At 67.2% G+C, this 26,578-nt stretch carries 28 protein-coding genes; 15 read left to right on the top strand and 13 right to left on the bottom strand.

Annotated elements, in window-relative coordinates:
• Window positions 1-89: 89 nt before the first annotated feature.
• Window positions 90-521: a nuclear transport factor 2 family protein gene (locus tag BCEP18194_RS23275; protein ID WP_085964648.1), complete on the top strand. Its 432-nt coding sequence runs from the start codon at window positions 90-92 to the stop codon at window positions 519-521.
• Window positions 518-1,924 (top strand): MFS transporter, encoded by a 1,407-nt coding sequence (locus BCEP18194_RS23270; RefSeq protein WP_011353715.1) that lies wholly within the window; start codon window positions 518-520, stop codon window positions 1,922-1,924. The genes BCEP18194_RS23275 and BCEP18194_RS23270 overlap by 4 nt, the downstream gene beginning before the upstream one ends.
• 59 nt (window positions 1,925-1,983) lie before the next feature.
• Here BCEP18194_RS23270 and trhA read toward each other — a convergent pair whose 3' ends face one another.
• The 4 genes from trhA to BCEP18194_RS23250 form a co-directional block, all read right to left on the bottom strand.
• Window positions 1,984-2,604, bottom strand: a complete 621-nt coding sequence (gene trhA / locus BCEP18194_RS23265) for a PAQR family membrane homeostasis protein TrhA (protein WP_011353714.1) — start codon at window positions 2,602-2,604, stop codon at window positions 1,984-1,986.
• 194 nt (window positions 2,605-2,798) lie between these two features.
• Entirely contained in the window at window positions 2,799-3,005 is a 207-nt protein-coding gene (locus BCEP18194_RS23260; protein ID WP_011353713.1) for a YbdD/YjiX family protein, read from the bottom strand.
• A gap of 12 nt (window positions 3,006-3,017) precedes the next feature.
• Complete coding sequence (locus tag BCEP18194_RS23255) at window positions 3,018-5,096, bottom strand: carbon starvation CstA family protein (protein ID WP_011353712.1); 2,079 nt, start codon at window positions 5,094-5,096, stop codon at window positions 3,018-3,020.
• 425 nt (window positions 5,097-5,521) lie between these two features.
• Window positions 5,522-7,012 (bottom strand): alanine/glycine:cation symporter family protein, encoded by a 1,491-nt coding sequence (locus tag BCEP18194_RS23250; RefSeq protein ID WP_011353711.1) that lies wholly within the window; start codon window positions 7,010-7,012, stop codon window positions 5,522-5,524.
• 325 nt (window positions 7,013-7,337) lie between these two features.
• On the opposite strand from BCEP18194_RS23250, the gene dapF reads away from it, so the two are divergent.
• From dapF to BCEP18194_RS23215, 7 genes are all read left to right on the top strand, one after another.
• Window positions 7,338-8,138 carry a diaminopimelate epimerase gene (gene dapF / locus BCEP18194_RS23245; RefSeq protein WP_011353710.1) on the top strand — a complete coding sequence of 267 codons (801 nt, stop codon included), beginning with the start codon at window positions 7,338-7,340 and terminating at the stop codon, window positions 8,136-8,138.
• Window positions 8,135-9,019 (top strand): RNA polymerase sigma-70 factor, encoded by an 885-nt coding sequence (locus BCEP18194_RS23240; RefSeq protein ID WP_011353709.1) that lies wholly within the window; start codon window positions 8,135-8,137, stop codon window positions 9,017-9,019. The genes dapF and BCEP18194_RS23240 overlap by 4 nt, the downstream gene beginning before the upstream one ends.
• A 206-nt stretch (window positions 9,020-9,225) precedes the next feature.
• Entirely contained in the window at window positions 9,226-9,705 is a 480-nt protein-coding gene (locus BCEP18194_RS23235; protein ID WP_011353708.1) for a carboxymuconolactone decarboxylase family protein, read from the top strand.
• Between the two features lie 76 nt (window positions 9,706-9,781).
• Window positions 9,782-10,186, top strand: coding sequence for a cupin domain-containing protein (locus BCEP18194_RS23230; RefSeq protein WP_011353707.1), 405 nt, complete (start codon window positions 9,782-9,784; stop codon window positions 10,184-10,186).
• 110 nt (window positions 10,187-10,296) lie between these two features.
• Window positions 10,297-11,310, top strand: coding sequence for a LysR family transcriptional regulator (locus BCEP18194_RS23225; RefSeq protein ID WP_041493144.1), 1,014 nt, complete (start codon window positions 10,297-10,299; stop codon window positions 11,308-11,310).
• Window positions 11,311-11,515: 205 nt separating this feature from the next.
• Complete coding sequence (locus BCEP18194_RS23220) at window positions 11,516-12,271, top strand: SDR family oxidoreductase (RefSeq protein WP_011353705.1); 756 nt, start codon at window positions 11,516-11,518, stop codon at window positions 12,269-12,271.
• 25 nt (window positions 12,272-12,296) lie between these two features.
• Window positions 12,297-12,812, top strand: coding sequence for an Ohr family peroxiredoxin (locus BCEP18194_RS23215; protein ID WP_011353704.1), 516 nt, complete (start codon window positions 12,297-12,299; stop codon window positions 12,810-12,812).
• 55 nt (window positions 12,813-12,867) lie between these two features.
• Here BCEP18194_RS23215 and BCEP18194_RS23210 read toward each other — a convergent pair whose 3' ends face one another.
• The 4 genes from BCEP18194_RS23210 to BCEP18194_RS23195 form a co-directional block, all read right to left on the bottom strand.
• Window positions 12,868-13,296: a PRC-barrel domain-containing protein gene (locus BCEP18194_RS23210; protein WP_011353703.1), complete on the bottom strand. Its 429-nt coding sequence runs from the start codon at window positions 13,294-13,296 to the stop codon at window positions 12,868-12,870.
• 174 nt (window positions 13,297-13,470) lie between these two features.
• The gene (locus tag BCEP18194_RS38785) at window positions 13,471-14,445 is read right to left on the bottom strand and encodes a hypothetical protein (RefSeq protein ID WP_011353702.1); all 975 of its coding nucleotides are present in this window, start codon (window positions 14,443-14,445) and stop codon (window positions 13,471-13,473) included.
• 16 nt (window positions 14,446-14,461) lie between these two features.
• On the bottom strand, window positions 14,462-15,592 hold the full coding sequence (locus BCEP18194_RS23200; RefSeq protein ID WP_011353701.1) for a 3-deoxy-7-phosphoheptulonate synthase: 1,131 nt from the start codon (window positions 15,590-15,592) through the stop codon (window positions 14,462-14,464).
• 193 nt (window positions 15,593-15,785) lie between these two features.
• Window positions 15,786-17,102, bottom strand: a complete 1,317-nt coding sequence (locus BCEP18194_RS23195) for a lipase family protein (RefSeq protein ID WP_011353700.1) — start codon at window positions 17,100-17,102, stop codon at window positions 15,786-15,788.
• A 400-nt stretch (window positions 17,103-17,502) separates the two neighbouring features.
• Between BCEP18194_RS23195 and BCEP18194_RS23190 the strand changes: the two genes are divergently transcribed.
• From BCEP18194_RS23190 to BCEP18194_RS23180, 3 genes are read left to right on the top strand one after another with little or no spacing between them, the layout of a single operon-like run.
• Window positions 17,503-18,057, top strand: coding sequence for a hypothetical protein (locus BCEP18194_RS23190; RefSeq protein ID WP_041493143.1), 555 nt, complete (start codon window positions 17,503-17,505; stop codon window positions 18,055-18,057).
• Window positions 18,057-18,509, top strand: a complete 453-nt coding sequence (locus BCEP18194_RS23185) for a hypothetical protein (RefSeq protein WP_244273061.1) — start codon at window positions 18,057-18,059, stop codon at window positions 18,507-18,509. The genes BCEP18194_RS23190 and BCEP18194_RS23185 overlap by 1 nt, the downstream gene beginning before the upstream one ends.
• Window positions 18,509-19,777, top strand: coding sequence for a hypothetical protein (locus BCEP18194_RS23180; RefSeq protein ID WP_011353697.1), 1,269 nt, complete (start codon window positions 18,509-18,511; stop codon window positions 19,775-19,777). The genes BCEP18194_RS23185 and BCEP18194_RS23180 overlap by 1 nt, the downstream gene beginning before the upstream one ends.
• Window positions 19,778-19,866: 89 nt before the next feature.
• Here the strand turns inward: BCEP18194_RS23180 and BCEP18194_RS23175 are convergent, their stop codons facing one another.
• The gene (locus BCEP18194_RS23175; RefSeq protein ID WP_011353696.1) at window positions 19,867-20,574 is read right to left on the bottom strand and encodes a YceH family protein; all 708 of its coding nucleotides are present in this window, start codon (window positions 20,572-20,574) and stop codon (window positions 19,867-19,869) included.
• 381 nt (window positions 20,575-20,955) lie between these two features.
• On the opposite strand from BCEP18194_RS23175, the gene BCEP18194_RS23170 reads away from it, so the two are divergent.
• Entirely contained in the window at window positions 20,956-21,720 is a 765-nt protein-coding gene (locus BCEP18194_RS23170) for an SDR family oxidoreductase (RefSeq protein ID WP_011353695.1), read from the top strand.
• 21 nt (window positions 21,721-21,741) lie between these two features.
• On the opposite strand, the gene BCEP18194_RS23165 is transcribed toward BCEP18194_RS23170, so the two are convergent.
• The 3 genes from BCEP18194_RS23165 to BCEP18194_RS23155 are packed head-to-tail and all read right to left on the bottom strand — an operon-like array spanning window position 21,742 to window position 24,175.
• Window positions 21,742-22,449, bottom strand: a complete 708-nt coding sequence (locus BCEP18194_RS23165) for an MOSC domain-containing protein (RefSeq protein WP_011353694.1) — start codon at window positions 22,447-22,449, stop codon at window positions 21,742-21,744.
• Window positions 22,446-23,342 (bottom strand): dihydrodipicolinate synthase family protein, encoded by an 897-nt coding sequence (locus tag BCEP18194_RS23160; RefSeq protein WP_011353693.1) that lies wholly within the window; start codon window positions 23,340-23,342, stop codon window positions 22,446-22,448. The genes BCEP18194_RS23165 and BCEP18194_RS23160 overlap by 4 nt, the downstream gene beginning before the upstream one ends.
• Window positions 23,343-23,392: 50 nt before the next feature.
• The gene (locus tag BCEP18194_RS23155; RefSeq protein ID WP_011353692.1) at window positions 23,393-24,175 is read right to left on the bottom strand and encodes an aldolase; all 783 of its coding nucleotides are present in this window, start codon (window positions 24,173-24,175) and stop codon (window positions 23,393-23,395) included.
• A gap of 134 nt (window positions 24,176-24,309) precedes the next feature.
• Between BCEP18194_RS23155 and BCEP18194_RS23150 the strand changes: the two genes are divergently transcribed.
• Entirely contained in the window at window positions 24,310-24,852 is a 543-nt protein-coding gene (locus BCEP18194_RS23150) for a helix-turn-helix domain-containing protein (RefSeq protein WP_011353691.1), read from the top strand.
• Window positions 24,853-24,882: 30 nt separating this feature from the next.
• Window positions 24,883-25,620: a histidine utilization repressor gene (hutC, locus tag BCEP18194_RS23145; protein ID WP_011353690.1), complete on the top strand. Its 738-nt coding sequence runs from the start codon at window positions 24,883-24,885 to the stop codon at window positions 25,618-25,620.
• A gap of 83 nt (window positions 25,621-25,703) precedes the next feature.
• On the opposite strand, the gene BCEP18194_RS23140 is transcribed toward hutC, so the two are convergent.
• Window positions 25,704-26,552: a phytanoyl-CoA dioxygenase family protein gene (locus tag BCEP18194_RS23140; RefSeq protein WP_011353689.1), complete on the bottom strand. Its 849-nt coding sequence runs from the start codon at window positions 26,550-26,552 to the stop codon at window positions 25,704-25,706.
• Window positions 26,553-26,578: the final 26 nt, after the last annotated feature.

The following is a 26,578-nucleotide window of genomic DNA, read 5'->3' as shown; positions in this document are numbered from 1 at the left end:
TCGACATCCACGTTTCGGGTCGACGTGAAACGTCCCGCGACGGCGCGCCCATACAGTGGGTTCCGTTATCGATGCTTCCGGAACCCGCCATGTCACACGCCCACGCCGAGGCCCGGCACATTTATGAAGGCTGGCACGCGGCCGTCGTCGCGCGCGACGTCGATGCGCTCATGGCGCTGTATGCCGACGACGCGGTGCTCGAAACGCCGCTGATCGTCGTCACGCTGCCCGATCACGGCTCGGGCGTGCTGCGCGGCAAGGCCGCGATCGGTGCATTCTTCGCGGCGGGCCTGCGCAACCCGGGCAACCAGCTCGGGCGCTGGTACCGCACCGGGCTGTTCTTCTCGAACGGCCGCCAGCTCACGTGGGAATATCCGCGCGCCACGCCGGACGGCGACCAGGTCGATCTCGTCGAGGTGATGGATCTGCGCGACGGGCTGATCGCGCATCATCGCGTGTACTGGGGATGGGTCGGCTTTCTCGCGCTGCAAGCCATCATGCCAACGCCCGACCGCACATGACGGCCGCCGCGCCGAACCGCGCCGCGGCCCGCCGCGTGCTCGCCGCGACCTGCGTGAGCTACACGCTCGTGCTGCTCGACGCGTCCATCGTCAACGTCGCGCTCGTCGACATCGCCCACACGTTCGGCAGCCGCGTGGCCGGCCTGCAGTGGATCGTGAACGCGTACACGCTCGCGTTCGCGAGCCTGCTGATGACAGGCGGCACGCTCGGCGACCGGCTCGGCGATCGCGACGTCTATATCGCGGGGCTCGCGGTATTCGTCGCTGCGTCGGCGTTGTGCGGCGTCGCGCCGAACCTTCCGGCGCTCGCGATTGCCCGCGCGCTGCAGGGCGTCGGCAGCGCGATGCTGGTGCCCTGCTCGCTCGCGCTGCTCAACCGCGCCTTCCCCGAACCGGCCGCGCGCGCGTCGGCGATCAGCCTGTGGATGGGCTGCGGCGGCATTGCGATGGCATCGGGCCCGTTGATCGGCGGCCTGCTGATCCATCTGTTCGGGTGGCGCAGCCTCTTCTTCGTGAACCTGCCGCTCGGGCTTGCCGGCATCTGGCTCGGCCGCACGGTCGCGCGCGCCGACGGCGACGCCTCGCGGCATTTCGACTGGGGCGGCCAGGCCGCGGCCATCGTCGCGATCGCAGCGCTGATCGGCACGCTGATCGAAGGCCCGTCGCTCGGCTGGCACTCGGCGCCGATCGTCGGCGGCGCGATAGCGAGCGCCGTCGCATGGATCGCGTTCATCGCGATCGAAGCGCGCCGCCGCGAACCGATGCTGCCGCTCGCGTTCTTCCGCAACCGGCTGTTCGCGGGCTCGACGTTCGTATCGATGGCGTCGGCGTTCGTGTTCTACGGCCTGCTGTTCGTGCTCAGCCTGTTCTATCGGCAGATCCGCGGCGCGAGCCCGCTCGACACGGGGCTCGCGTTCCTGCCGATGACCGCGATGGTCGCGCTCGGCGGGCTGTGTTCGGGGACGCTGGTTGCGCGCTTCGGCGCGCGCGGCTCGATGTGCGCGGCATTCGCGCTCTATGCGGCCGGCGCGCTCGGCATGACGGGCATCGGTGCGACGACGCCCGCGTGGCTCGCCGTCGCGCCGATGCTCGCGATCGGCTTCGCGTCGGGATTCATCTCGCCAGCCGCGACGTCACCGGCGCTCGGGACGATCGACCGGCGCCATGCCGGCGTGGCGGCGGCCGCGCTGAACGCAGCGCGGCAGAGTGGATCGGCGCTTGGTGTGGCGATCTTCGGCGCGTGCATTGCGACGCTGCAGCCGTTTCCGGCGGCGATGCGCGTGGCGCTCGGCATCGCGACCGGATTGTCGGCGCTCGCCGCAACGACGTGGTGGATCACCGCGCGGCCGGCACCGGCACCCGGCGAAACGGCCGCGCAGTTGCGGACCGCCACGCGCCGCTAGAGCAGGCTCTGGCAGACGCGCCGGCTGCTCATCGCCTTGGGGTCAGTGCAGCCTGCCGCTCACGCAACGTACATCGCGACACTGACGAACTGGCACAGGCTCCCGGCCAGCACGAACAGATGCCAGATGCCGTGCCCGTGGCGGATGCGTTCGTCGTTAATGAAGAAGTAGATCCCCGCGCTGTAGATCAACCCGCCGGCCAAGAGCCACGCGGTACCGACCGGCGGCAGCGCGTGGATCAGCGGACGCACCGCGACGAGCGCGAGCCAGCCCATCGCCACGTACAGGATCATCGACAGCAGGCGCGTGCGGCGCCCGAGCGTCAGCTCCTGCACGATCCCGAACACGGCCAGCCCCCAGCTCACGCCGAACAGCGACCAGCCCCACGGGCCGCGCAGCGTGACCAGCGTGAACGGCGTATAGCTGCCGGCGATCAGCAGGTAGATCGCCGAGTGGTCGCACTTCTGCAGGATCGCTTTCAGGCGCGGATTGCGCACGCTGTGGTACAGCGTCGAGATTGCGTAGAGCAGGATCAGCATCGCGCCGTACACGCTGAAGCTCACCACCTTGTACGGATCGCCTTCGAGCGCGCCCATCGTCACGAGCGCCACGAGACCGACCACCGACAGCACCGCGCCGACGAGATGGGAAATGCTGTTGAAACGCTCACCGACATGCACGACGTGTTCTCCTGCGGGTCCATCGGGAAAAATGAACCCTATGATACCGGCCGGCGGGTTTTGCCGTGCTGCGCGCCGGCAAACGACGCGGCGATTCCCGCGGCATGCGCGCCGCCGGCCCGCCAAAGAAAAAGCGCCGCGAAATCCTTCGCGGCGCTTCCCGTTCGATCACCGAACTGCCGTGGCGGTGCGGTTCAACAGCACTTCCCCGCTCCCGACCCATACCGCGCATTCTGACGCTCGCGGAAGAATTCCTCGTACGTCATCGGCTCGCGGTCCGGATGGGTCGCGCGCATGTGCGCGACGTAGGTGTCGTAGTCGGGCAGGCCGACCATCAGCCGCAACGCCTGCCCGAGGTAACGCCCCGCGCTGCGCAGGTCGCTGCCAAGATCGCTGAACATCGCGGCCTCCCCTTAACGTCCGCTGCCGAGCGCCTGCGCGGCCGGCATGGCTTCGTACGGCGTCTCGCGCACGGTCGGCTTCGACTCGCGGCGCGCGCGCAGCACGGCGATCACGCCGTACACCGCGATCGCCACGACGACGAAGATGAACAACCCGGCCAGCGCCGCATCGATGTAGTCGTTGAAGATGATCCGCTTCATCTGCGCGATCGACTTCGCCGGGGCAAGCACCTTGCCTTCGTCCACCGCGGCCTGCAGCTTCGCGGCGTGCGCGAGGAAGCTGACCTTCGGGTTCGCGTCGAAAATCTTCTGCCAGCCGGCGGTCAGCGTGCAGATCAGCAGCCACACGGTCGGCACGATCGTCACCCACGCATAGCGCTCGCGCTTCATCTTGAACAGCACGACGGTGCCGAGCACCAGCGCGATCGCGGCAAGCATCTGGTTCGAGATGCCGAACAGCGGCCACAGCGTGTTGATGCCGCCGAGCGGATCGACCACGCCCTGGTACAGGAAGTAGCCCCACGCGGCCACGCACAGCGCGGTCGCGACCAGGTTCGCGGGCAGCGACTCGGTGCGCTTGAGCGCCGGGTGGAACGTGCCGAGCAGGTCCTGCAGCATGAAGCGGCCTGCGCGCGTGCCGGCGTCGACGGCCGTCAGGATGAACAGCGCCTCGAACAGGATCGCGAAGTGATACCAGAACGCCATCATCGCTTCGCCGCCGATCACCTGGTGCAGGATGTGCGCCATGCCGACGGCCAGCGTCGGCGCGCCGCCCGCGCGCGCGATGATCGTCGTTTCACCGACGGCCTTCGCGGTCTGCGTCAGCATGTCCGGCGTCAGCACGAAGCCCCATTGCGTGACGGTGTTGGCGACCGCTTCCGGCGTCGAGCCGAGCACGGCGGCCGGCGCGTTCATCGCGAAGTAGATGCCCGGCTCGATCACGCTCGCGGCGACCAGCGCCATGATCGCGACGAACGACTCCATCAGCATCGCGCCGTAACCGATGAAGCGCGCGTTGGTTTCGTTGTCGATCAGCTTCGGCGTCGTGCCCGACGAGATCAGCGCATGGAAGCCCGACACGGCACCGCACGCGATCGTGATGAACAGGAACGGGAACAGGCCGCCCGACCACACGGGGCCCGTGCCATCGACGAACTTCGTCAGCGCGGGCATCTTCAGTTCCGGTGCGACGACCAGGATGCCGATCGCGAGGCCGAGGATCGTGCCGATCTTCAGGAACGTCGACAGGTAGTCGCGCGGCGCGAGCAGTAGCCACACCGGCAGCACCGAGGCGACGAAGCCGTAGCCGATCAGGATCCACGTGAGCTGGGTGCCCGTGAACGTGAACCACGCGGCGAGCGTCGGCGAATCGTGCACGTGCTGGCCGAACGCGATCGATGCCATCAGCAGCACGAAGCCGATGATCGACACTTCGCCGATGCGGCCCGGACGGATGTAGCGCGTATAGACGCCCATGAACAGTGCGATCGGAATCGTCGCGGCGACGGTGAACGTGCCCCACGGCGAATTGGTCAGCGCCTTCACGACGATCAGCGCGAGCACCGCGAGGATGATCACCATGATCAGGAACGCGCCGAACAGCGCGATCACGCCGGGCACCGTGCCGAGCTCCATCTTGACGAGATCGCCGAGCGAGCGGCCGTCGCGGCGCGTCGAGATGAACAGCACGATGAAGTCCTGCACCGCACCGGCGAACACGACGCCGGCCAGGATCCACAGCATGCCGGGCATGTAGCCCATCTGCGCGGCGAGCACGGGCCCGACGAGCGGGCCGGCGCCGGCGATCGCGGCGAAGTGATGGCCGAACAGCACGTACTTGTTGGTCGGCACGTAGTCGAGGCCATCGTTGTACTTGACGGCCGGCGTCATCCGCAGCCCGTCGAGCTGCATGACCTTGCTGGCGATGAAACGGCTGTAGAAGCGATACGCGATCAGATACACGCAGACTGCGGCGATCACGATCCAGAGGGCACTGACGCGCTCGCCGTGTGCGAGTGCGATCGTGCCGAACGCGAACGCGCCGAGCAGCGCGACCGCAATCCAGAGCAGGGTACTGGAAGCCCGATTCATGGCGTCTCCTGGTCTCCAATGTGGTTTTAGATGGCATGCGGCGAGGGTGCCGCATACATGTGACGTCGATGCGTCGTGCCCCGGTCTCGCTGAGACCGGGCGATGGGCCGTAGTATTCCGTGCGACCGGGGCGGCTTACAAGCGGTTAACTACGTATGCGGAGCTACGTAGAATTACGTAGATGCGTGCGCAACGTTTGGGTGGAAGGGTCGGGAAACGCACTGGCCTGCAGGGCGCAGCACGATGCAAAACGGCCGGCCTGTGCGCAACGTTCGGGCGAAAAGGCCGGGAAACGCACCGGCCTTCGAGGCGCGGTACGATGCAAAACGGCCGGCAACAGAGGTGCCGGCCGCTCGTGTGAAACGAATGCATCCCGCGTCGCGCGCCGCCGCCCTCGCAGCGGCGCATCGCCACGCGATGCTTTGCTACGACTGCCGCTCGGCTGCCACGACCGGTTCCGCCCGGTTGTCGCGCGCGCCGCTTGTCGTCGCCGGCTTCTCCCAGAACGTCGCGTTTTTGATGCCGAGCGCGGCCGGATCGAACGACGGCTCGCGTCCCGCGCGCTTCTGCGCTTCGTAGTCGCGCAGTGCCTTGAGCGCCGGCTTCTGCAGCAGCAGGATCGCGACGATGTTCAGCCACGCCATCAACCCGACGCCGATGTCGCCCAGCGCCCACGCGACGCTCGCGCTCTTCACCGCGCCGTACAGCGTGGCAAGCAGGATCACCCCGCGCAGCACGAACGTGCCGGCAGCACTGCTGCGCGCACGGCTCAGGTACGCGACGTTGGTTTCCGCGATGTAGTAGTAGGCGAGGATCGTAGTGAACGCGAAGAAGAACAGCGCCATCGCGACGAACGCCGCACCGAAGCCCGGCAGCACCGACTCGACCGCCATCTGCGTGTAACCTGGGCCGGCCTCGATGCCGGCCGCGCCCGAGAACAGCGCGCGGCCGCCCGGCGCGACCACGTTGTACGCACCGGTGATCAGGATCATGAAGCCGGTGGCCGAGCAGACGAACAGCGTATCGACATAGACGGAGAACGCCTGCACGAGCCCCTGTTGCGCCGGGTGCGTCACTTCGGCGGCAGCCGACGCGTGCGGGCCCGTGCCCTGCCCCGCCTCATTCGAATAGACGCCGCGCTTCACGCCCCACTGGATCGCCATGCCGAGCACCGCGCCGAATCCGGCCTCGAAGCCGAACGCGCTTTCGAACACCAGCTTGACGACGCCCGGCAGGCGCTCGATGTCGAGCGCGATCACGACGCATGCGATCAGGATGTAGCCGAGCGCCATGAACGGCACGACGATTTCCGCGACGCGCGCGATCCGCTTCACGCCGCCGAAGATGATCAGGCCGAGCAGCAGCACGAGCACCGCGCCCGTGACGGGCTTCGCGATGCCGAAGGAATTCTCGATCGCGGACGAGATCCCGTTCGCCTGCACGCCCGGGAGCAGCAGCCCGCACGCGAGCACGGTGGCAATCGCGAACGCGATCGCATACCAGCGGATGCCGAGCCCCTTCTCGATGTAATACGCGGGGCCGCCGCGATACTGCCCTTCGCGCCGCACCTTGTAGATCTGCGCGAGCGTCGATTCGACGAACGCGGTGCTCGCGCCGAGGAACGCGACGAGCCACATCCAGAACATCGCCCCGGGGCCGCCGAACGTGATGGCCGTCGCGACGCCCGCGATGTTGCCGGTGCCGACGCGCCCCGACAGCGACATCGCCAGCGCCTGGAACGACGACACGCCTTCCGCCGACGCCTTGCTGCCACGCATCAGGCGCAGCATCTCGATGAAATGGCGCACCTGCGCGAAACGCGTGCGCAGCGAAAAGTACAGCCCCGCGGCAAGACAGAGAAAGATGAGCGCGGGGCTCCAGATGACACCGTTGAGCGAATCGACGAGTTTTTCCATGAGGCGTTTCTGTTGAAGGCGGGAATGACGCGTGGCGGAGGGTCGGATCCGTTACGCGAGCGCGCGGGAGTCACGACTACGGACAGATCCGAATGATCTTTCATTTATATTACATACCTTACGATTACATTCGGAATCGGGATGTCCCCCAAGCGGCGCGCGACAAGCCCGGGCGGCGTTGCAACGACGTTCGCGACAATCGGGCAGCACGCCGCCCGGTGGGCGCGCCGAATGCATCGGCCCCGCTTAGCCCTGTGCCCGAACAACATTGATCCGGGCCGGCGCGCACCGTACAGTGTTCGCCTGCCTCGATACCGGAACCACCATGCCGATCGGATTTCATAAAATGCACGCGAACGGCGACGACTTCGCGATCGTCGACCTGCGCGGCGCCACGCACGCCATCGACGGCCGCCTTGCCCGGCAAATGGGCGACCGGAAGCGCGGCATCGGCTTCAATCAACTCGCGGTCGTGTCGGACTGCGACGACGCGGCGGCCCGCGTCGCGTTCTGGAACGCCGACGGCTCGCCGCTCGACACCTGCGGCAGCGCGACGCGCGGCGTCGCGTGGCAACTGATGCGGGAAACCGGCCTGTCGTCGCTCGTGCTGCGAACGCCCCGCGGGTATCTCGTGTGCTCGGCGGAGGCGAACGACCGGATCAGCGTCGAAATGGGCACGCCGCTCACCGGCTGGCGGGACGTGCCGCTCGCCGAGGCACTCGATACCCTCGCGCTGCCGCTGCCCGGCGCGCCGGCCGCGTGCAACATGGGCAATCCGCATTGCACGTTCTTCGTCGACGATCTCCGCGCGATCGATGTCGCGGCGCTCGGCCCGGCCATCGAAACGCATCCGCTGTTTCCGCAAAAAACCAACGTGCATTTTGTTCAGGTCATCGATCGCACGCATATTCGCCTGCGCATCTGGGAGCGCGGCGGCGGCGTGCCGCTCGGTTCGGGATCGTGTTCGTGCGGGGCGGTCGTCAATGGCATCCGGCGCGGGCTGCTCGACGACATCGTGCGAGTCGAGTGCGACGGCGGCGACGTCACCGTTCAATGGAGCGGCACCGGCAGCGTGCTCCTGAGCGGGCCGGTTACGTTCGGGTTCAGCGGGGTGTGGCTGTCATGACCGACGACGCACAGACTTTCCGCGCGCTGCGCCCGCGCCTGCAGAAGATCGCGTACCGGATGCTCGGCTCCGTCGCGGACGCCGAAGACATCGTGCAGGACGTGTGGCTGCGCTGGCACGAAGCGGCGCGCGACAGTATCGAGAATACCGAGGCATGGCTCGTCTCGGTCACGACCCGGACGTCGATCGACCGCCTTCGCGCGGCGAAGATCCGGCGCGAGCACTACACGGGTATCTGGCTGCCCGAGCCGGAATTCGGCGAATCGCCTGCGACGCCCGAGGAAATGACGGAGCGCGCGGACGACGTGTCGGTCGCGTACCTGCTGCTGCTCGAACGGCTGACACCGGAAGCGCGCGCCGCCTTTCTGCTGCGCGAAGTGTTCGATGCCGACTACGACGAGATTGCCGACGCGATCGGCAAATCCGAAGCCGCGTGCCGGCAGCTCGTCAGCCGCGCGAAGGCGCAGTTGCGTGACGACGACAGGCCGCGCCACATCGTGCCGCGTGAAACGCACCGACAACTGCTGCAGACCTTTTCGCATGCGCTCGCGCAAGGCGATTTTCCGTCGATCCAGGCGCTCCTCGCCGAAGACGCGATGCTGATCGGCGACGGCGGCGGCAAGGTCCAGAGTTTCCCGAAGCCGATGGTCGGCGGTCGCCGCATCGCGCAGCTGTTCTACGCGACGTGGTTGCGCTGCGGCAGCGGCGTCGAAATGCGTCCGGTCGTGCTGAACGACGAGTGGGCAATGCTGCGCTTCATCGCCGGTCAGCTCGAATCCGCGATGGCGTTCGAAACGGACGGCACGCGCATCGTCCGGATTCTCGTGCAGCGCAACCCGGACAAGCTCGCGCGCATCGCCGCCGTGTGCGGTGCCGGCTAGCGCCTGACGATCGATGGGCTGAAACCCGGGGCGCGCGCCGTGCACCTCCGCTCGATGCGGCATTGGTGCAGCGCGCGCAACACGATGCGTCCCTCTGCGTGGCTACCGCGTGCCGCCACGCGCTCCTAAGATGATTTCGCGCGGCACCCTGCCGCCCCATGACACCCGCCGAGCGCGGGCAAGCCTCTTCGTCGCCAGGAGAAATCATGACGCAGCGTCTCAACTACATGCATCAATCGCCGGAGCTGTTCAAGCAATTCCTCGAACTCAGCAACTTGCTGCGCAGCAGCGCGATCGAGGAATCGATCCGTGATCTCGTGTCGGCACGCGCATCGCAACTCAACGGCTGCGCATTCTGCCTCGACATGCACGTGAAGGAAGCTCGCCTTCACGGCGAGCGCGAACTGCGCCTTCACCATCTCGCGACGTGGCGCGAATCGACGCTGTTCTCGCCGCGCGAGCGGGCCGCGCTGGCGTGGACCGAAGTGCTGACGAAACTGCCCGAGCACGGCGTGCCGGACGACGTCTACGATCGCGTGCGCGGCCAGCTCTCCGAGAAGGAATTGTCGGACCTGACGTTCGAAGTGATGGCGATCAACGGCTGGAACCGCGCCAATGTCGCGTTCCGGACCGTACCGGGTTCGGCCGACAAGGCCTACGGCCTCGACAAGGCGAATCTCGCCTGACGCCCGCGCCCGGCTACGGGCCGCCGCCCTCCTTCACCGCCGGCTGCCTGCCGGCGGTATCACTGGAATCCCTCCGATGATTCGCTTGAAACATGCCATCGCGTCCGCGCTCGTCGTCGCGGCCGCGTCCGCCGGCGCCGTCCATGCGGCGCCTGCTGCCATCGTCACCCCGCTGATGACGAAGCCGCTCGCCGAATACCCTGGCAAGGAAGCCGAGATGATCTCGGTCGAATATCCGCCCGGCGCGGTCGACCCCGTCCACCGTCACCACGCCGATGCGTTCGTCTATGTCGTGGAAGGCTCGATCGTGATGCAGGTGAAGGGCGGCGAGCCCGTCACGCTGAAACCGGGCCAGACGTTTTATGAGGGGCCCGACGACCTGCACACGGTCGGACGCAACGCGAGCCAGACCCGGCCCGCGAAGTTCATCGTGCTGCTGTTGAAGGACAAGGGAGCGCCCGTGCTCGTGCCGGAAAAATAACCGGCCCGCCCGCCGCCGCGTCCCTTTTTCAAAAAATGCGGCGGACGGTGTCACAGGCGGCAATGCTGAAACGTCTAGTCGCATATGGACACCACGAATCCAGCGCCTCCATGTCAGATACCTCCATCCGCCGCCCTGACGCCGACGATCCGTTTGCACGCAGTTTCTCGACCTGCTACGCCGGTGTCGTCACCTTCCTGGCCGTCGTCACCGAAGGCAGCTTCGCCCGTGCCGCCGATCGCCTCGGCGTCGGCCGCTCGTCGGTCAGCCGCCACGTACAGCGGCTCGAGGACCGGCTCGACGCGCGCCTGTTCCAGCGCACGACGCGCAGCATGTCGCTGACGCGCGAAGGCGAACTCTTCTATGAAAACTGCCGGCCCGGCATCGAACATCTCGCGCAGGCGCTCGACGACATGCGCGAACTGCGCAGCGGCCCGCCGAGCGGACACCTGCGGATCGGCTCGACGCCGGGCTTCGGCCGCAAGATCATCGCGCCGCTGCTGCGCGATTTCCACGCGCAGTATCCGGACATCACGCTCGAGCTGCTGCTGAACGACCGGCCGGCCGATTTCTCCGCCGACCGCATCGACGTCGAGTTTCGCGACGGCCGCATGGAGGACAGCGCGATCGTCGCGCGCCAGCTGATTCCGATGCAGATGATCGTCTGCGCGTCGCCGTCGTACGTGCACCGGCACGGCTTGCCGCGTCACGTGGACGAGCTTGCGCAGCATCGCTGCATCAACCTGCGCACCGCATCGGGCCGCGTGACGGAATGGGAATTCAAGGTCGACGGGCTGACCCAGCAGCGCCAGCTCGCCGCGCATCACACCTTCAACGACATGGATCTGGTCGTACGCGCGGCGCTCGACGGGCTCGGCATCGCGCAACTGCCCGCGTACCAGGTGTGCGACCTGCTCGCCGACGGGCAACTGGTGAGCTGCCTCGGCCAGCACGCGCCGGACGACGGCGGACACTATCTCTGTTACCTGAGCCGCAAGCACCTGCCGACACGCATACGCGTGTTCATCGACTACATGATCGAACAGACGCGCGCGCGCGACCTGCAGTGCCTGACGACGATGACCACGATGACGACGACGGCACCGCTGGAGACGGTCGATTGATGCATTCGAAGCAACATCGTGAGCCCCTGCGGGGCTCTACCGGACCGCGCGGCGTTTGCCTACGATGCGGGCTGGTCGAACGGCGTGCGGACATCGGGGCACGCCGTTCGGCAAGGTGCCGGCGCCCGCGCGCGAATGCGCTGCGCGCCGGCTTCGACCGGTTCAAGCGGCGAGCATCTCGCGCGCCCATTCAAGGAGAGCAATCGTGAAGATCGTCGTGATTGGTGGTACCGGCCTTATCGGCAGCAAAGTCGTCAGGAATCTGATCGCGCGCGGCCACGACGCCGTTGCGGCAGCACCGTCGACAGGTGTCGATACGATCACGGGCGCGGGACTGGGCGACGCGCTGGCGGGCGCGGACGTCGTGGTCGATCTCGCGAATTCGCCGTCGTTCGAGGAAGCGGCCGTGAAGGCATTCTTCGAGACGTCGGGGCGCAACCTGTTCGCCGCGGAGCGCGCGGCGGGCGTGCGCCATCACGTCGCGCTCTCGGTGGTCGGTACCGACCGCTTGCAGCAAAGCGCGTATTTCCGCGGCAAGATCATTCAGGAAGACCTGATCCGCGCAGCAGGCGTGCCGTACACGATCGTGCGCTCGACGCAGTTCTTCGAATTCGTCGGCGCGATCGCACAGGCGAGCGCCGAAGGCGACACCACGCGGCAAACCACCGCGTTCTTCCAGCCGATCGCATCGGACGACGTCGCGGCCGCCGTCACCGATGTCGCGCTCGACGCACCGCGCAACGGCATCGTCGAAATCGGTGGCCCCGATCGGGTGCGGATCGCCGACCTGGTCGAGCATTTCCTGAAGGTCACGCACGACCCGCGCACGGTCGTCAGGGACGCGGGCGCCGATTACTTCGGCGCGATGCTGCAGGACGACACGCTCGTGCCCGGGCCCGGCGCGCGCCTCGGTGCGACGACCTTCGACATGTGGTTCCAGAAAAGCCAGCCCGCGCGCTGAGCCGCACCACAGGATCACGTACGCCATGACGCCGCTGCGCCCGCCGCCGCTCTCGCTGCTCGACAAGTATCGCGGGCGGGAACCGCAGACGCTCTATTCGACGACGGTGACCGTCACGGGTGGGGCGGCGGAGCACGGCCGCGCGTCGGGCGTTGCGCGTTCCGACGACGGCCGTCTCGATGTGGAGCTGCGCCTGCCGTCCGCGCTCGGCGGGCCGGGCGACGGCCCGAATCCGGAACAGCTGTTTGCCGCGAGCTATGCGGCGTGCTTTCACGGTGCGCTGAGCCTGCTCGCCGCGCGGGCCGGCGTGTCGATCGCCGGCGCTTCGGTCCGCGCATCGGTCGACTTCTGCCGCGATCCGGTGGATGGGCTGTTCATGCTGAGCGCGAACATTCGCGTGCGGCTGCCGGGCGTCGAGCGCACGGTGGCGGAAGAACTCGTCCGCAATACGGAACGCTTCAGCCCTTACACGAAGATGGCGCACGAAGGTATCAGCCACGTCGTGGCGCTCGCGCCGCCGGACGATCCATCGAGCAGCTGATCGCGGACGGGAGGCCCGGCGCATCGCGCGCCGGGCCGTGCAAGTCAGCGCTTGCTCACTGCTTTTCGTCGATCTTCTTCGGCTTCGGCGGCGACGGCACCTTCGCGTACTGGAACGCCGGCGTCGCCTTCAGCGCATCCTTCGTCGCACCCGGCAGGTAGATGTTGCCTTTGCGCACGTCGAGCGACGCAATCGGTACCGCGACGTCGTGCGCGGCCACGCCGAGGAAGCCGCCGGCGGATACGATCGCGGCCGATACCGAGCCGTCCGGCGCGACGATGAGGTCGCGCACGGTGCCGACCTTCTGGTTGTCGTCGTTGTACACGGCCTTGCCGAGCACGCTCTTCTTCACGCTCCAGCCTTCGAGCAGCGCCTGCGATTGCTCGACGGTCACGCTGATCGGCTGCGCGCCCGCGATCTGCGCGTGCGCGCTAACGCTCGAAGCGAGGACGGTTGCTGCGATGAGGGTCTTGTAGAAAGCCATGCTGTTATGTACTCCGGTGAATTGTTGTCGGTGTCGGCGGCCGGCCAAGCCGCCGCCGTGCGTGCGCCGCGTGAAGCACGGCGCATCGCACCGGCCCATGTTAGCGCCACTGGCGAAACGCTGCATCGGACGCGATGACGCAGCCCCCGTCACGCGACCCGCGCGATGGCGACATTACGGACACCGCAACGAATCGCGTACGCGGTTAAACTCCGGCAGATAACGCGCGTAGTTTTCCTCGCGCGCCGTGTAGATCAGCGCGCAGGTCTTCGTGTCGCCGGAGGTTGCCACGACCGCCTGGTGGACGACCGCATCGTTGAGCGCCTCCTTGTGCTCGCACGTCCGTGCGGGCCGACCGGCTATCGTGCCGTTCGCCGCGTGCGACGATTCGATCTCGCTGCCACCTTCCTTGACGGGATCGTCCCACCCGTCGCACAAGCTCGACAGGGCATCGTCACTCTTGTCGCCGATGACGAAATCGATCCCCGCCGAGATCAGCCCGAATCGGAAACGCCGGATCCGGTAGCTCGCATTGCCACGATCCTCCGGCTGGTTCGCGACCCGCCATCCCGCAGGCAAACGCAGCTCCGCCGGCGCCGGATAATTGCGCACGAGCCGCAGGTCGTTGTCGAAATTCAGCACGCCCGCGACACCCAGCGCCACGACCACCACGGCGATCGACAGCCAGACACCGAGCAGCGTCAGCAGGCCGATGCCCGCCGCGCGCCAGTTCGATTGCAGCGCGCCGCCAGCGGCCCGGTGCGCGTCGACGGTCGCCCCTTGCGCATGCCGCGCGTAGAAAATCGTCCCGGCGAGACCGGCAATGACGACCGCATGCACGAGCGCGTGCGGCACCACCGAGGTTTCCGGAATGTCCACGGCCGCGTAAAGCGCGATCGACACGAGCGTGACGAGCGCCGTGGCGAGAATCTGCCGCTGCGCGAGCGCGCGTTGGCCCAGGCGCCGCGCGTTCGCCGCGAGCAGGATGCCGCCGGCGAGCGGCGAGCCGAGAAATGCCGCCCAGCCGATGCCCGCCATCGTGAACAGCTTGCCGGGCGGCACCGGTGCAGTCGATGCAGTCGATGCCGTCGGTCCGGACGCAGCCGGTTCGCCCGGAATCGCCGATGCGTCGGACGGGAAATCGGTCATGTCGGCATTACCCTCGTCACACGTTGCGCGACTGTGCGCGCCGTTGCCGCACAGCATCGGCCAGTACGTCGAGAACGGGTTCCGTCTGCGTCCAGCTCAGGCATGCGTCCGTGATCGATACGCCGTACTTCAGCGGCACACCCGGCTTCAGGTCCTGGCGCCCGGCTTCGAGATGGCTCTCGACCATCACGCCGACGATCCGCTGTTCGCCCTGCGACAGTTGCCGCGCGAGATCCTGCGCGACGTCGATCTGCCGGTCGTGCGACTTGTTCGAGTTCGCGTGCGAGCAATCGACCATCACCTGCTCGCGCAAGCCGGCCTTGCGCAGCACCGCGCAACTCGCCTCGACATGCTCGGCGTCGTAGTTCGGGCCGTTCTTGCCGCCGCGCAGGATCACGTGCGCGTCGTCGTTGCCGCGCGTCTCGAAGATCGCGGCCATCCCCATCTTCGTCATCCCCATGAACGCATGGCTCGCCGCCGCGGCGACGATCGCGTCGGACGCCACCTGCACGCCGCCGTCGGTGCCGTTCTTGAAGCCGATCGGGCAGCTCAGGCCCGACGCGAGCTGGCGATGGCTCTGGCTCTCGGTCGTGCGCGCGCCGATCGCGCCCCACGCGATCAGGTCGGCGATGTACTGCGGGCTCAGCAGGTCGAGGAATTCGGTCGACGCCGGCAGGCCCAGCGCGTTGATGTCGAGCAGCAATTGCCGCGCGGCGCGCAGCCCTTCGTTGATGCGGAAGCTGCCGTCGAGGCGCGGATCGTTGATGTAGCCCTTCCAGCCGACCGTCGTACGCGGCTTCTCGAAGTAGACGCGCATCGTGATCAGCAGGTCGTCCTTCAGCGCATCGGCGGCGACCTTCAGGCGGCGCGCGTAGTCGAGTGCCTGGTCGTGATCGTGGATCGAGCAGGGGCCGACGACGAGCAGCAGCCGGTCGTCGCGGCCGTGCAGGATGTCGCCGATCGCGCGGCGCGTATCCTCGACGAGCGTCTGCGTGGCGGCCGGCACCGGCAGTTCGTCCAGCAGCAGCGCCGGGGAAATCAGCGGGCGCACGGCGCCGATGCGGACGTCGTCGATGCGGGTGGTGTCCTGCGTCGCGTCGGCGCTGCCTACCTCGCGATCGTGGGAAGGATTGTCGAGGTTCTGCATGGTGATTCTCCGGGGGACGTCTGGAATGATGGGCAGGCTCGATTATGGCACCCGGGCGGGGCGGTGGCGGGTTGCGGCGGGGGAGCGGGCGCGGCTGCATGACGGCAGCGCGACGGAGATCAACAGGCGAAAAGAAAAAGGCGACCCGCGGAGGGTCGCCCGGCCACGCGCCGCATCACATGCGGCATGACGGCTAGTGCAGCGTCTCGGGCGCCAGCGAATTGCTCGGCAGCAGCGACGTCAGCCAGCAGTTGCTCGGCGCGGCTTTCCCGTTGAAACGGTCGTAGAGCCACGGCAGCATGCCGGCCACCCACGGCACGATCGCACCCGCATGTTCGAGCGGATACTCGTTGTACGTGACCGGCGTGCCGCTCGCGCAGAACTTCTGCGCCAGTGCGCGCACGTCGTACGCCATCATCACGCCGTCGCCCACCTGGCTGCTGAACGTGCCATCGAGCGCGCCCGCCGTGCCCTGGCCGATGAACATCGGGATCGTCGGCGATGCGGCCAGCCCCGCATTCACCTTGTTCGCATACGTCACGTACACCGGAATGCTGTTGATGTCGTTCGCGTATTGCGGCTTGAACAGCGTGCCCCAGTGCAGCCCCGTGTACTTCGGCAGGATGTATGCGAGCGACTGGCTCTGGATGTCCTTGAACACGGCGACGCCGGTATCGCTGAGATAGGGCGTCAGGTCGAAGCCGTAGCCGCGCGACAGCCCGGCCAGCGCGGCCGCGGCCACGCCGCCCCACACGATGCTGCCGTCGACGTAGCGCAGGTTGTGCGCGGGATCGACCAGCACGCCGCCTTCCGCCGCGCCGACGAGCTGCTTGTTGATCTCGGGCGCATAGCTCGGCGCGAGCTGCGCGGCCCAGTTCGTCGCGATCGCGCCGCCGGAATAGCCGATCATCGCGACCTTGCTCGACGGGTTCAGGCCCGTGGACGGCGTATTGAGCGCCGCGCGGATCGAATCAAGCGTGGTCATCCCGTATTCGGGGCCGGCAGCGAAGTCGGCCGTCTGGCCTTCCGTATCGGGCACGATGACGTTGTAGCCGAGCAGCAGCAGTGTCGACAGCGGGATCGATTCCGCGCTGTAGAGCAGCGTGCCGATGTTGATGACCTTCGTGACGTCGCGGTCGCCGGCGATCACCTGCGACGGCTCGTCGTACGGGTTCAGCGAATCGTAGGCCGACTGGTACGAGATCGCCTGGCCGTTGCTGACCTGGCTCCGGATCACCGACGTCACGTTGACGACCGGCTGGTTCAGCGCGTTATTGGTGCGATACAGCAACTGCTGCGCGGTCAGCGCGGTGGGGATGCCGGCCACGTGATAGGTGACGTTGCGCGTCTTGAGCACCGTGCCCGGTGGAATCGATGCCAGCGGCGTGGTGCCGGTGTACGTGTAGAACGGGTCGGATACGGTGGGCGCGGCGGCGCTGACCGGCGGTGCGGTCATGGCCAGCGTGGCGGATACGGCCGCCGCGGCCATCATGAAACGTCTGGAGGACATGGTTGGGGCCCCTGGGATAACCTGCTTTCATCGAAGGAAGTTCGCGGTGTTGCAGACCATCGCGTGTGTCGCTTCAAAACCGTTTCCAAGCCATCGACTGTCTCCTGTGAATAAGTAATCCGGGCTGTTCTGAATCTGTAATTTTAGTAGGAGTACAAACCGGATGAATTGAAGCACAACGTGCACGCAATCGATGGACGTTTTCGATTGTTTGAAGGTAAACGTCTAAACCCGTCGTCGCGCGATGCGGGTCGCTCCGGCCATTTGGCCGACTGTCCGCGTTTTGCCGAAGTGCCGTACGATCACGGCTGTCCGGTACCTGAGCGGCCGCGTCGCGCGATGCCCGCCGCGCCGCGCACTGCCTGTAACCGCTCGTTTCCTGCCCAACCGACACGCCACGATGACCGTCTCCGAACTGCTCCGCGCCATCCGCCAACCCTATGCCGACCTGCTCGCGAAAGCGGCTGCGCAACCGGCCGTGATCGTCGAACCGGCCTACCGGCGTGCCGACGGCACGCTCGCCACCGAAGGGCCGCTCGCGTTGCCGTGCCGGGCCGACATCATCCCAACCGCAGGCGAATCGGCCGGCCAGCCGGTGATGGTCGATTCCGCCACGCAACTGGCGTTCGAGCCGTTGGCATTCGAACTCGAAACGGCGGCCGTGTCGATTCGCCCGTTCGTGTGGGACTGGGCCGCGATCGAGGCCGACGGTCTCGACGAAAGCGCGGCGGCCGAGGCGTTCAAGACGTGGTTCTTCGCGTGGTTCGATGTCGACGACGAGAACACGCCGGCGGACGACGGCCTGCACGGCATCGTTCACTACCTGTCGGAACCGGTTCGCACGGAACAGGGCTGGCGCGTCAATGCGGATCTCGGGTCCGCACCCGAGACAGCCGTCGAGGATCTGCTGTTCCGGCTCGTCGATGCGGGCGCTACGCGGATCGTGCTCGGTTGATGCCGCATTTCATCCTTCACCGGCCCATCATGAAAAAAGCCCTTGCCGCCCTGCTGCTCTGCGCGTCGCTGCCCGCTTTCGCCAAGGTCTCCACCGAGGTGTACTGCTTCAAATCGGACGGCGACAAGCCCGTGCGCTTCGAGATGCGCACCTACTACGACGACGCCGTCGACTGGTCGGGCGGCATGGTCCGCTATGCGAAAGCGAAAACGGCCCTGCCGCTCGTGGTCGAGCACGTGGACGAGGAAGTGCTCGCCGAAGGCCGCCCGCACCAGTTCACGACGACCTGGGTCGAAATGGTCGACGGCAGGATCAATGGACGGTACGAGATGATGTCGCAGGGCGCGATGATCTATTCGATGACCTATACCAGCGCACGCACGGGCAAGCAGACCGCGTTCGGCAGAGTATTGGACATCGACGCGTCCGAACAAACCGGGTGCCGCTGGTGATGCGCCCGCTGATCAGGATTGTATGGGTGCTGTTCGCCCTGCACGCTGGCTTCGCGAATGCCGCGCCGCGCACGGTCTACGAGGGAACGTTGCAGGGCGCCGGCGCCGTCGTGATGGAACTCGACGATCGCCCGGCTGCGGATGGTTCAATCTCGGGCCGCTACTTCTATGCGCAGCACGGCGTCGATATTCCGCTACACGGCACGCCCGCGGAATTGCTCGAGCCGCTCGTGCGATCGCAGTTGCCGGACGATGCACGCAGTCCGTTGGGATTCGGCCAGCAAGCCGATTTCGATCATGCCGCGGCCACCTGGCAGGGCACGCGGGACAAGGCCGGCTATCGCGGCCGCTGGACCGATGCGCGCTCGGGCAAGTCACGTGCCTTCGCGTTGCACCGCGTCGCCGAATACGATCCCGACGCAGTCGCGCCGGGCGCCGTCGAGGCGATCACCGCTGTGTCTGGAAGTGGTGTCGGCAGCGGCATCGCGCGCAGCGCGGACATCGACATGCGACACGCGCCGTATGCCACGCTGAAGCTTGCCGGGCACGCACGGCCGGTGGGTCCCGAGATCGGCGACGGCACGGTCGCGTACCGGATGTGGAGCGACCCGCGCACGGTGCTCGCGTATCCGCGGCTGAGCCGCCATCCCGATCCGGCCGTGATGGCGCGGGTCAACCACCTGCTGGAACAACGGCACTGGCAGATGAGTCTCGCGGCGCTCGCATGCGCATCGACGCGCTACAGCGACGACGGATCGGCCTCCGGATCGCTCGGCGGCTACGACGACGACGAGCACGTGACGGTCACGTGGCTGTCGCGTGCGGCGATGGGTATCGTGGAATCGGGCAGCCTGTTCTGCGGCGGCGCGTACCCGGACAATCACTACGATCCGGTCACGTTCGACCTGCTGCGCGGCGCATACCTCGACTGGAATCGCGTGATCGACGCAACCGCGGCGGGCAAGGACGGCAATCCGGAAACGAGTCCCGCGCTGGCGGGTTTCATTACGCGGTTGCGCGACAAGGCAACACACGGTCTGCAAGTGACGGACGGCCAAGGCAATTCACTGTCGTGCGCCGACGTGTTCCCCGAGTATCTGGCGTTCGAACTCGATGCGCCCGGCAAGCTGTCGTTCGCCGTATCCGGGATTGGCCACGCAGCAGGCGCCTGTCTCGGGCCGCAACTCGATGCGCCATTTGCGGCGCTCGCGCCGATCCTGAAACCGGGTGGTTCGCACTATCTCGTACCGGGCGTCAAGCTGAAGTAATGCGGCGATGCGTGGCGGTATCCGCATCGCGCACCGGTCCGGCCGCGTGGCGACGGGGCCGGGCGATGCCCACGCCCCGCACGCTGATATCAGGACGCGTCGCCTTGCGCGTCGACGTCGATGCCCAACTCGCTCGCCATCCGCAGAACCAGCGCATTCAGCCGCGCCACTTCATCCGCGAGGCGCTTCTGTTCGGCCTTCAGCGCTTCGAATTCCGAAGGCGGCACGGAATCGGCACCGCCGGCATCCGCGCTCGCGAAGTCGGCCAGGTTCACTTCGCCGCACATCAGGTGCATCCAGCGGTTCTCGCGCGCACCCGGCGCACGCGGCAGCCGGACGACGAGCGGCTGCGCGCGCGCCGCGAGTTCGTCGAGGAACGCCTCGACCGACGAGATATCCGCGAAACCGTGCAGGCGTGCGCTGTTCAGGCGCAGTTCGGCGGCCGTCTGCGGGCCGCGCAGCAGCAGGATCGTCAACAGTGCGATCGCCTGGCTCGGAATGCCGAGCACGCGGTTCACGTTGTGTTCGAAACGCGGCACGCGGCTGCTGCTCCCTTCCATCACGAGGCTCAGGTGCTTCAGCCCGTCGAGCGCGGTCGTGACTTCGTCCTCGCTGACGCTCATCACCGGCGCGCGCGCGGTTTTCTGGTTGCAGCCCGCGGTCAGCGCGTTCAGCGACAGCGGATAGGTGTCCGGCACCGTGTGCTGCTTCTCGACGAGCACACCGACAATGCGGGCCTCGAGGGGCGTGAGTTCGCGAAGGGCGCGTGGCGTGGGCGTATCCGGCGTGGTGTTCATGATTGGCGTCGCAGCGTGCAGCAGGTGAAGGGAAACGGTCGCGGCCCGTCCGGCATCGCGCACGGGCGAGCCATATGATAGCTCGCGTCGCGTGGCCCGGCGCCGCGCGACGTGCCGGCGCGCGCACTTGCCGCAGCCGGCTTTCGTCCAACGTATCGGCGAGCCGGTGCCGCGTGGCGGATTCCGCCTCCTTGCACGCGGCGGCGTTTGTGCGCCGCGCATGCGGGCGTACGATATGCGTTACCCTGACGCACGCGGCGCCGCGCGACCGCCTTCGCACGCCGCACCACGCGTCGCTCGTCCCGCACGCGATGCCGCCATGCATGCGCACCGCCCATCGACGCCGCTCATCCCATTCACCCCTTCGAACCGCCCACCACCATGACCGCATCCTCTTCCACCCCGCACGTGCGTGCCATCGTCACCGGACACACGCGCGGCCTCGGCGCGCAGCTCGCCGAACAACTGCTGCTGGAAGGCGTCGCCGTGCTCGGCGTGTCGCGCAGCCGCCACCCGTCGCTCGGGTCGCAAGCCGGCGACCGTTTCGCCGAAGTCGAACTCGATCTGTCGGACACGGCAGCCGTCGCGGCCTGGCTGGCGGGCGACACGCTACGCAGCTTCGTCGACGGCGCGTCAATCGTGCTGCTGTTCAACAACGCGGGCATCGTCGATCCGATCGGCCCGCTCGCCACGCAAGACCCGGCGATCGTCGCACGCGCGGTCGGCGTGAACGTCGCGGCACCGCTGATGCTGTCGGCCGCGCTCGCGCAAGCGGTGTCGGCCACGACCGAATGCCGGATCCTGCACGTGTCGAGCGGCGCGGCACGCAATGCGTACGCGGGCTGGAGCATCTACTGCGCGACCAAGGCCGCGCTCGATCACCATGCACGCGCAGTCGCGCTCGACGCGAACCGCGCGCTGCGGATCTGCAGCGTCGCGCCGGGCGTCGTCGATACGGGCATGCAGGCGACGATCCGATCGAGCAGCGAAGACAATTTCCCGATGCGCGAGAAATTCGACCAGCTGAAGTCGAGCGGCGCGCTCGCGACGCCCGAGGCGGCCGCGCGACAGCTGATCGGCTATGCGCTGAGCGACGCGTTCGGCTCGGTGCCGACCACCGACGTGCGGGAACTGCCGAGCCACTAAGTCACGCGGCCGCGCGGCTCGTCAACGCCCTTCGAGCCGCTTCGTCCAGTCTTCGACCTGCCGCTCCGTCCGGCGCTTGTCGAGCATCTTGCGCCAGCCAGGCGGCAGTATCGGGACATCGCACAGCGCATCGAGCGCGGCCATGTCGAGCGTGCGCCGGTACAGCACGTCGAGCACGGTCGACAGCGGCCATTGCGGGTAGCGGCGCTCATGCAGCGCCAGCACGTCGCCCGGCGCCACCCAGCCTTCCTGCAGCACACGGTAGTACCAGCCGGTCCGGCCGCTTTGCTGCACGAGCGCGGCCATCCGCGGATGCTCGAAACGCGCGTTGAGCTTCCAGCACGGTTGCCGCGACTGCGATACCTGAAGCACGGCGCCGCCCAGCGTGAACATGTCGCCGAGGCACACGTCGTGCTCGGTCATGCCGTGCGTCGACAGGTTCTCGCCGAACGCACCCGGTTGCGCGAGTACGTCGCGCACGCCGATCTGAGCCGACCACCACGCATAGTGATCGTGTGCATAGTGGTGGACCGCCTTGTCGGGACCGCCGTGATGCCGCGCATCGGCCTGTTCGTCGCCGGCAAAGCCGAGCGTGCCCAGCCACAGACGCGCGCCGACCGGCTGCTTGTCGATCGCACTGGCGTGCGGCGTGCCGGCCAGCGGCCGGCTCTTGCCGACCCGCACCGCGCCGATGGCGGCCGAGATCGCCGGCCGTGCCGCATCGCTCATACCGTCACACCGTCGGGCAGTGCCGCGAGCAAGCGTTCGAGTTCGCGCGTGCGCGCGTCGCCGAGCGGCATCAGCGGCTTCCTCGGTTCACCCGCATCGAAGCCGCGCAGGCGCAAGCCAGCCTTCACGGTCACCGGCAACCCGCCGTTCACGATGAACTGCAGCAGCGGCAGCTGCGCATGAAAGACCGTCCTCGCGCGCGCCAGATCGCCCGAGCGCATCGCGTCGAACAGCGCCAACGGCAACGCCGCGTTCAGGTTCGGCGCGGCCGTGCACCATCCGGCCGCGCCCGCTGCAAGCGCGGCGAGCGCCATCGGATTGCTGCCGTTATAGAACGGGATCGCGCCGTCGCTCAGCTGCGCGAGCCGGTGCATCCGCCCGATGTCGCCGGTGCTCTCCTTCACCATCGTCACGTTGTCGACGGTCCGGCAGATCGTCGCGATCAGGTCCGGCGACATGTCGACGCCGCTCGTCGCGGGGTTGTTGTACAGCATGACCGGAATGCCGATGGCAGCGCCGATCGCGCGATAGTGCGCGACGATCTCGTCGTTGGCGAGCTTCCAGTACGACACCGGCAGCACCATCACCGCATCGGCGCCGGCCTGTTCGGCGAAGCGCGCGCGGCGCACCGCGCCGGCCGTGGTGAGATCGGAAATGCCGACGACGGTCGGCACGCGCCGGTTCACCGCGCGAATCGACGCGGTGGCAACGGCCTCCCATTCGGCGTCGGACAGGTACGCGCTTTCGCCGGTACTGCCCAGCGGCGCGATCGCGTGGACGCCGTCGGCAATCAGGCGCTCGATCAGCGCGTCGAGCGCTTTCAGGTCGACGCCGCCGTCAGCGGCGAACGGCGTAACCGGGTAGGCAATGATGCCTTTCAGCAAGATGGACACGATAGGTATTCCTCAGTGATGGTCTGGCACGGCAGCGACGAATCGCCCGCTCATGCGACACAGTCTTGATGCGTACGCAATGCCCTGCGCGCGTAGTAGTCGAACGTCACCGCATCGCGCTTCGGCTTCGAAATCCAGTCGTGCGCTTCGCGCGCCAGCGCCGGCGGCACCGGCTTGATCTCGCCGGCCGACATCGCGAGCAGTTGCAGCTTCGCGGCCCGCTCGATCAGCAGCGCGAGGATGCAGGCTTCCTCGATCGTCTTGCCGACCACGAGCTGGCCGTGATGCGACAGCAGGATCGCGCGCTTGCTGCCGAGCGCCTTCGAGATGATCTCGCCCTCCTCGTTGCCGACCGGCACACCGGGCCAGTCCTTCAGGAACGCGCAGTCGTCGTACAGCGGGCAGGTATCCATGTGCGACACGACGAGCGGCTGCTCGAGCATCGACAGCGCCGCGACATGCGCCGGATGGGTATGGATGATGCAGTTCACGTCCGGGCGCTCGCGGTAGATCCACGTATGAAACCGGTTGGCCGGATTCGGGATGCCCTCGCCGTCGACGACGTCGAGATCTTCATTGACGCGCAGCAGGTTCGCCGCCGAGATCTCGTCGAAACCGAGCCCGAGCCGCTGCGTGTAGTACGTGCCGGCGTCGCCTGCGCGGCAGGTGATCTGCCCGGCCAGGCCCGAGTCGTGACCGGCGTCGAACAGGATCCGGCACGTGAGCGCCACCTTCTGCCGCGCGGACCAGCCGCTGTCGCCCACCGCGTTGTCGAGACGCCGCTCCGCCAGCGCGACCAGCGCCTCCTTCGTCAGATTCAGCGTTTCCGCCATGTTCACCTCCTGAATGGATCGGGCCGGCCGCGCCGTCCGCAGCCGCTTCCCCGGCAAAACATGACACACGATACACCAAAGGACACATTGTGTCATGCGTTACAATCGGTTTTTCGAAGGACACCCGGCGCCCCATGACGATTCGCCTGAAGCTGCTCAGAAAACAGAAGGGCTGGACGCTCGACGTGCTGGCCGACGAGACGGGTCTCACCAAGAGCTACCTGTCGAAAGTCGAGCGCGGCCTGAGCGTGCCGTCGATCGCGGTCGCGCTGAAGCTGTCGAAGGCACTGAACGTCGACGTCGAGCAGTTGTTCTCGGAAAGCCACAACCGCGAGCTGATCACGGTCACGCGTGCCGGCGAGCGCACGGCGATGGGCGCGGCGGCCGACAGCCAGGCACACCGCTTCGAAAGCATCGCGGCCGGTGTCGCGCCGAAGAAGATGCTGCCGTTCGTCGTGCATCCGCCGCACGAATTCGTCGCATCGACGTTCCGCGAGCACGAAGGCGAGGAATTCCTGTTCGTGCACAAGGGGCGCGTCGAAATCGAATTTCCGAACGAAACGGTGCAACTCAAGACCGGCGATTCAGTCTATTTCAACGCACTCATCCCGCACCGCACGCGCAGCCTCGGCACCGCGCAGGCGGAGATCCTGGTCATCGTCAGTCACGACGACTAGCATCGTCACCTTTTCGCGCAAGGATCCCCGATGGTCACGAAGGCCACCGCACCGTTCCAGCAGATCAAGACGCTCGTTCGCCAGAACGTCGAATCGGGCGACTGGCGCCCCGGGGACCGCATTCCGTCCGAACTCGATCTCGCCGCGCAGTTCGGCGTTGCGCGCATGACGGTCAATCGCGCGCTGCGCGAGCTGACCGAGGAAGGCGTGCTGAAACGCATCGCGGGCGTCGGCACGTTCGTCGCCGAAGTGAAGCCGCAATCGAACCTGCTGATGATCGCGCATATCCGCGACGAAATCCGCGCGCGCGGGCACGAATATCGCTGCCGCGTGCTGAGCCGGTCGAGCGAGCCCGCGTCGTTCGACGTCGCGGCCGCGTTCGGCTTGCCGGTCAACACGCCGGTGTTTCATGTAGTGTGCGTGCACGAGGAAAACGGCCGCCCGATCCAGCTCGAGGATCGCTACGTGAACCCGGCCGCCGCGCCCGGTTTCATCGACCAGGATTTCCAGGTCGAGCCGCCGTCCGAGTACCTGTACAACAACGTGTCGCACTACGAACTGGAAATCGAGCACGTGGTCGATGCGTCGCTGCCGACCGGCGAACAGGCGCGACTGCTCGACATGCGCGCCGACGAGCCGTGCCTCACGCTCACGCGCCGCACCTGGACGAACGGGCAGCCCGTCACGTTCGTGCACTTCCTGCATCCGGGCAACCGCTACCGGCTCGGCTCGCGCTTCAAGCCGGGCGCCGGACGCCACCCGACCTGAGCCTTTCCCCACGCACAAAAAAACGCGCGGCGGCCGTTTCGTCAGGAAACGGCCGCCGCGTCCGTCATCCACGCCCACCCGCGTCAGATCGCGCCGGCCTGCCCCGCGCCTCGCGACCACACGACCGGAAACAGCGGGTGATCGAGCGGCGCGCCGTCGGGCAGCTGCTCGGCGAGCCCGGGGAAATCGGGCGACGTCTTCCAGCGGCGCGGCGCGTGACGGATATCGTCGCCGACGAACCGGATCGAGAACGCGCGACGACGGTTCTGTGTACCGCCCGACGCGTGCAGCGTGAGCATCCGGAAGCACACCATGTCGCCGGGCTCGAGCGCCCAATGGCGGATCGGGAACGCCGCACGGTCGCCTTCGATGTCGGGAAGGTCCGCCAGGCTGCCTTCCGGGAACCACTTCGCCTCCTTGTCCATGAACGTGCGCGGCATCAGCCACGGCCCGAGATGCGAGCCCGCGACGAATTCCAGCGTCGATTCGAGCGGCACCGGATCGACCGGAATCCACATGCTGACGTTGTCGTCGCCTTCGATGTTGTAGTACGGCTGGTCCTGGTGCCACGGCGTGCGCTGCCGCGTGCCGGGCTCCTTCACGAGCAGGTGGTCGTGATGCAGCCGCACGTTGTCGGTGCCCATCAACGCGGCGGCGACCGACGGTGCCGGTGAGCGCACGATGAAGTCGCGATACGCGTCGTTGTGCTGCCAGTTGCAGAAATCCTCGAAGAACCAGCCCGGATCGTCGGGCCGGCTCGCGACTTTTGCGCGCTCGCTGGGCTGCGCGAGATTCGTGTCGATGCCCGCGCGCAGCGCGGCAACTTCGTCGGGCGAGAAGATGCCCTTGATGCAGACCGCCCCTTCCTCGCGGAACGCGGCGATCAATTCGGGGGTCACGGCTTGCGCGACGCGATCCTGGATACTCGTCATGGTGTGCCTGTCGATTGAATGAATCA

The organism is Burkholderia lata (assembly GCF_000012945.1).
In the GTDB taxonomy this organism is placed as follows: Bacteria; Pseudomonadota; Gammaproteobacteria; order Burkholderiales; family Burkholderiaceae; genus Burkholderia; species Burkholderia lata.
The sequence above is the reverse complement of the archived record's forward strand: the minus strand, read 5'-3'. Positions and strand labels throughout refer to the sequence as shown.

Coding starts and splice junctions, on each gene's coding strand:
- BCEP18194_RS23190 (WP_041493143.1), top strand. CDS start 17,503: ATGACCGTCTCCGAACTGCTCCGCGCCATCCGCCAACCCTATGCCGAC.
- BCEP18194_RS23180 (WP_011353697.1), top strand. CDS start 18,509: ATGCGCCCGCTGATCAGGATTGTATGGGTGCTGTTCGCCCTGCACGCT.
- dapF (WP_011353710.1), top strand. CDS start 7,338: ATGCCGATCGGATTTCATAAAATGCACGCGAACGGCGACGACTTCGCG.
- BCEP18194_RS23235 (WP_011353708.1), top strand. CDS start 9,226: ATGACGCAGCGTCTCAACTACATGCATCAATCGCCGGAGCTGTTCAAG.
- BCEP18194_RS23240 (WP_011353709.1), top strand. CDS start 8,135: ATGACCGACGACGCACAGACTTTCCGCGCGCTGCGCCCGCGCCTGCAG.
- BCEP18194_RS23275 (WP_085964648.1), top strand. CDS start 90: ATGTCACACGCCCACGCCGAGGCCCGGCACATTTATGAAGGCTGGCAC.
- hutC (WP_011353690.1), top strand. CDS start 24,883: ATGGTCACGAAGGCCACCGCACCGTTCCAGCAGATCAAGACGCTCGTT.
- BCEP18194_RS23195 (WP_011353700.1), bottom strand. CDS start 17,102: ATGTCCTCCAGACGTTTCATGATGGCCGCGGCGGCCGTATCCGCCACG.
- BCEP18194_RS38785 (WP_011353702.1), bottom strand. CDS start 14,445: ATGACCGATTTCCCGTCCGACGCATCGGCGATTCCGGGCGAACCGGCT.
- BCEP18194_RS23255 (WP_011353712.1), bottom strand. CDS start 5,096: ATGAATCGGGCTTCCAGTACCCTGCTCTGGATTGCGGTCGCGCTGCTC.
- BCEP18194_RS23260 (WP_011353713.1), bottom strand. CDS start 3,005: ATGTTCAGCGATCTTGGCAGCGACCTGCGCAGCGCGGGGCGTTACCTC.
- BCEP18194_RS23185 (WP_244273061.1), top strand. CDS start 18,057: ATGCCGCATTTCATCCTTCACCGGCCCATCATGAAAAAAGCCCTTGCC.
- BCEP18194_RS23230 (WP_011353707.1), top strand. CDS start 9,782: ATGATTCGCTTGAAACATGCCATCGCGTCCGCGCTCGTCGTCGCGGCC.
- BCEP18194_RS23170 (WP_011353695.1), top strand. CDS start 20,956: ATGACCGCATCCTCTTCCACCCCGCACGTGCGTGCCATCGTCACCGGA.
- BCEP18194_RS23215 (WP_011353704.1), top strand. CDS start 12,297: ATGACGCCGCTGCGCCCGCCGCCGCTCTCGCTGCTCGACAAGTATCGC.
- BCEP18194_RS23210 (WP_011353703.1), bottom strand. CDS start 13,296: ATGGCTTTCTACAAGACCCTCATCGCAGCAACCGTCCTCGCTTCGAGC.
- BCEP18194_RS23175 (WP_011353696.1), bottom strand. CDS start 20,574: ATGAACACCACGCCGGATACGCCCACGCCACGCGCCCTTCGCGAACTC.
- BCEP18194_RS23225 (WP_041493144.1), top strand. CDS start 10,297: ATGTCAGATACCTCCATCCGCCGCCCTGACGCCGACGATCCGTTTGCA.
- BCEP18194_RS23200 (WP_011353701.1), bottom strand. CDS start 15,592: ATGCAGAACCTCGACAATCCTTCCCACGATCGCGAGGTAGGCAGCGCC.
- BCEP18194_RS23140 (WP_011353689.1), bottom strand. CDS start 26,552: ATGACGAGTATCCAGGATCGCGTCGCGCAAGCCGTGACCCCCGAATTG.
- BCEP18194_RS23270 (WP_011353715.1), top strand. CDS start 518: ATGACGGCCGCCGCGCCGAACCGCGCCGCGGCCCGCCGCGTGCTCGCC.
- BCEP18194_RS23165 (WP_011353694.1), bottom strand. CDS start 22,449: ATGAGCGATGCGGCACGGCCGGCGATCTCGGCCGCCATCGGCGCGGTG.
- BCEP18194_RS23150 (WP_011353691.1), top strand. CDS start 24,310: ATGACGATTCGCCTGAAGCTGCTCAGAAAACAGAAGGGCTGGACGCTC.
- BCEP18194_RS23250 (WP_011353711.1), bottom strand. CDS start 7,012: ATGGAAAAACTCGTCGATTCGCTCAACGGTGTCATCTGGAGCCCCGCG.
- BCEP18194_RS23155 (WP_011353692.1), bottom strand. CDS start 24,175: ATGGCGGAAACGCTGAATCTGACGAAGGAGGCGCTGGTCGCGCTGGCG.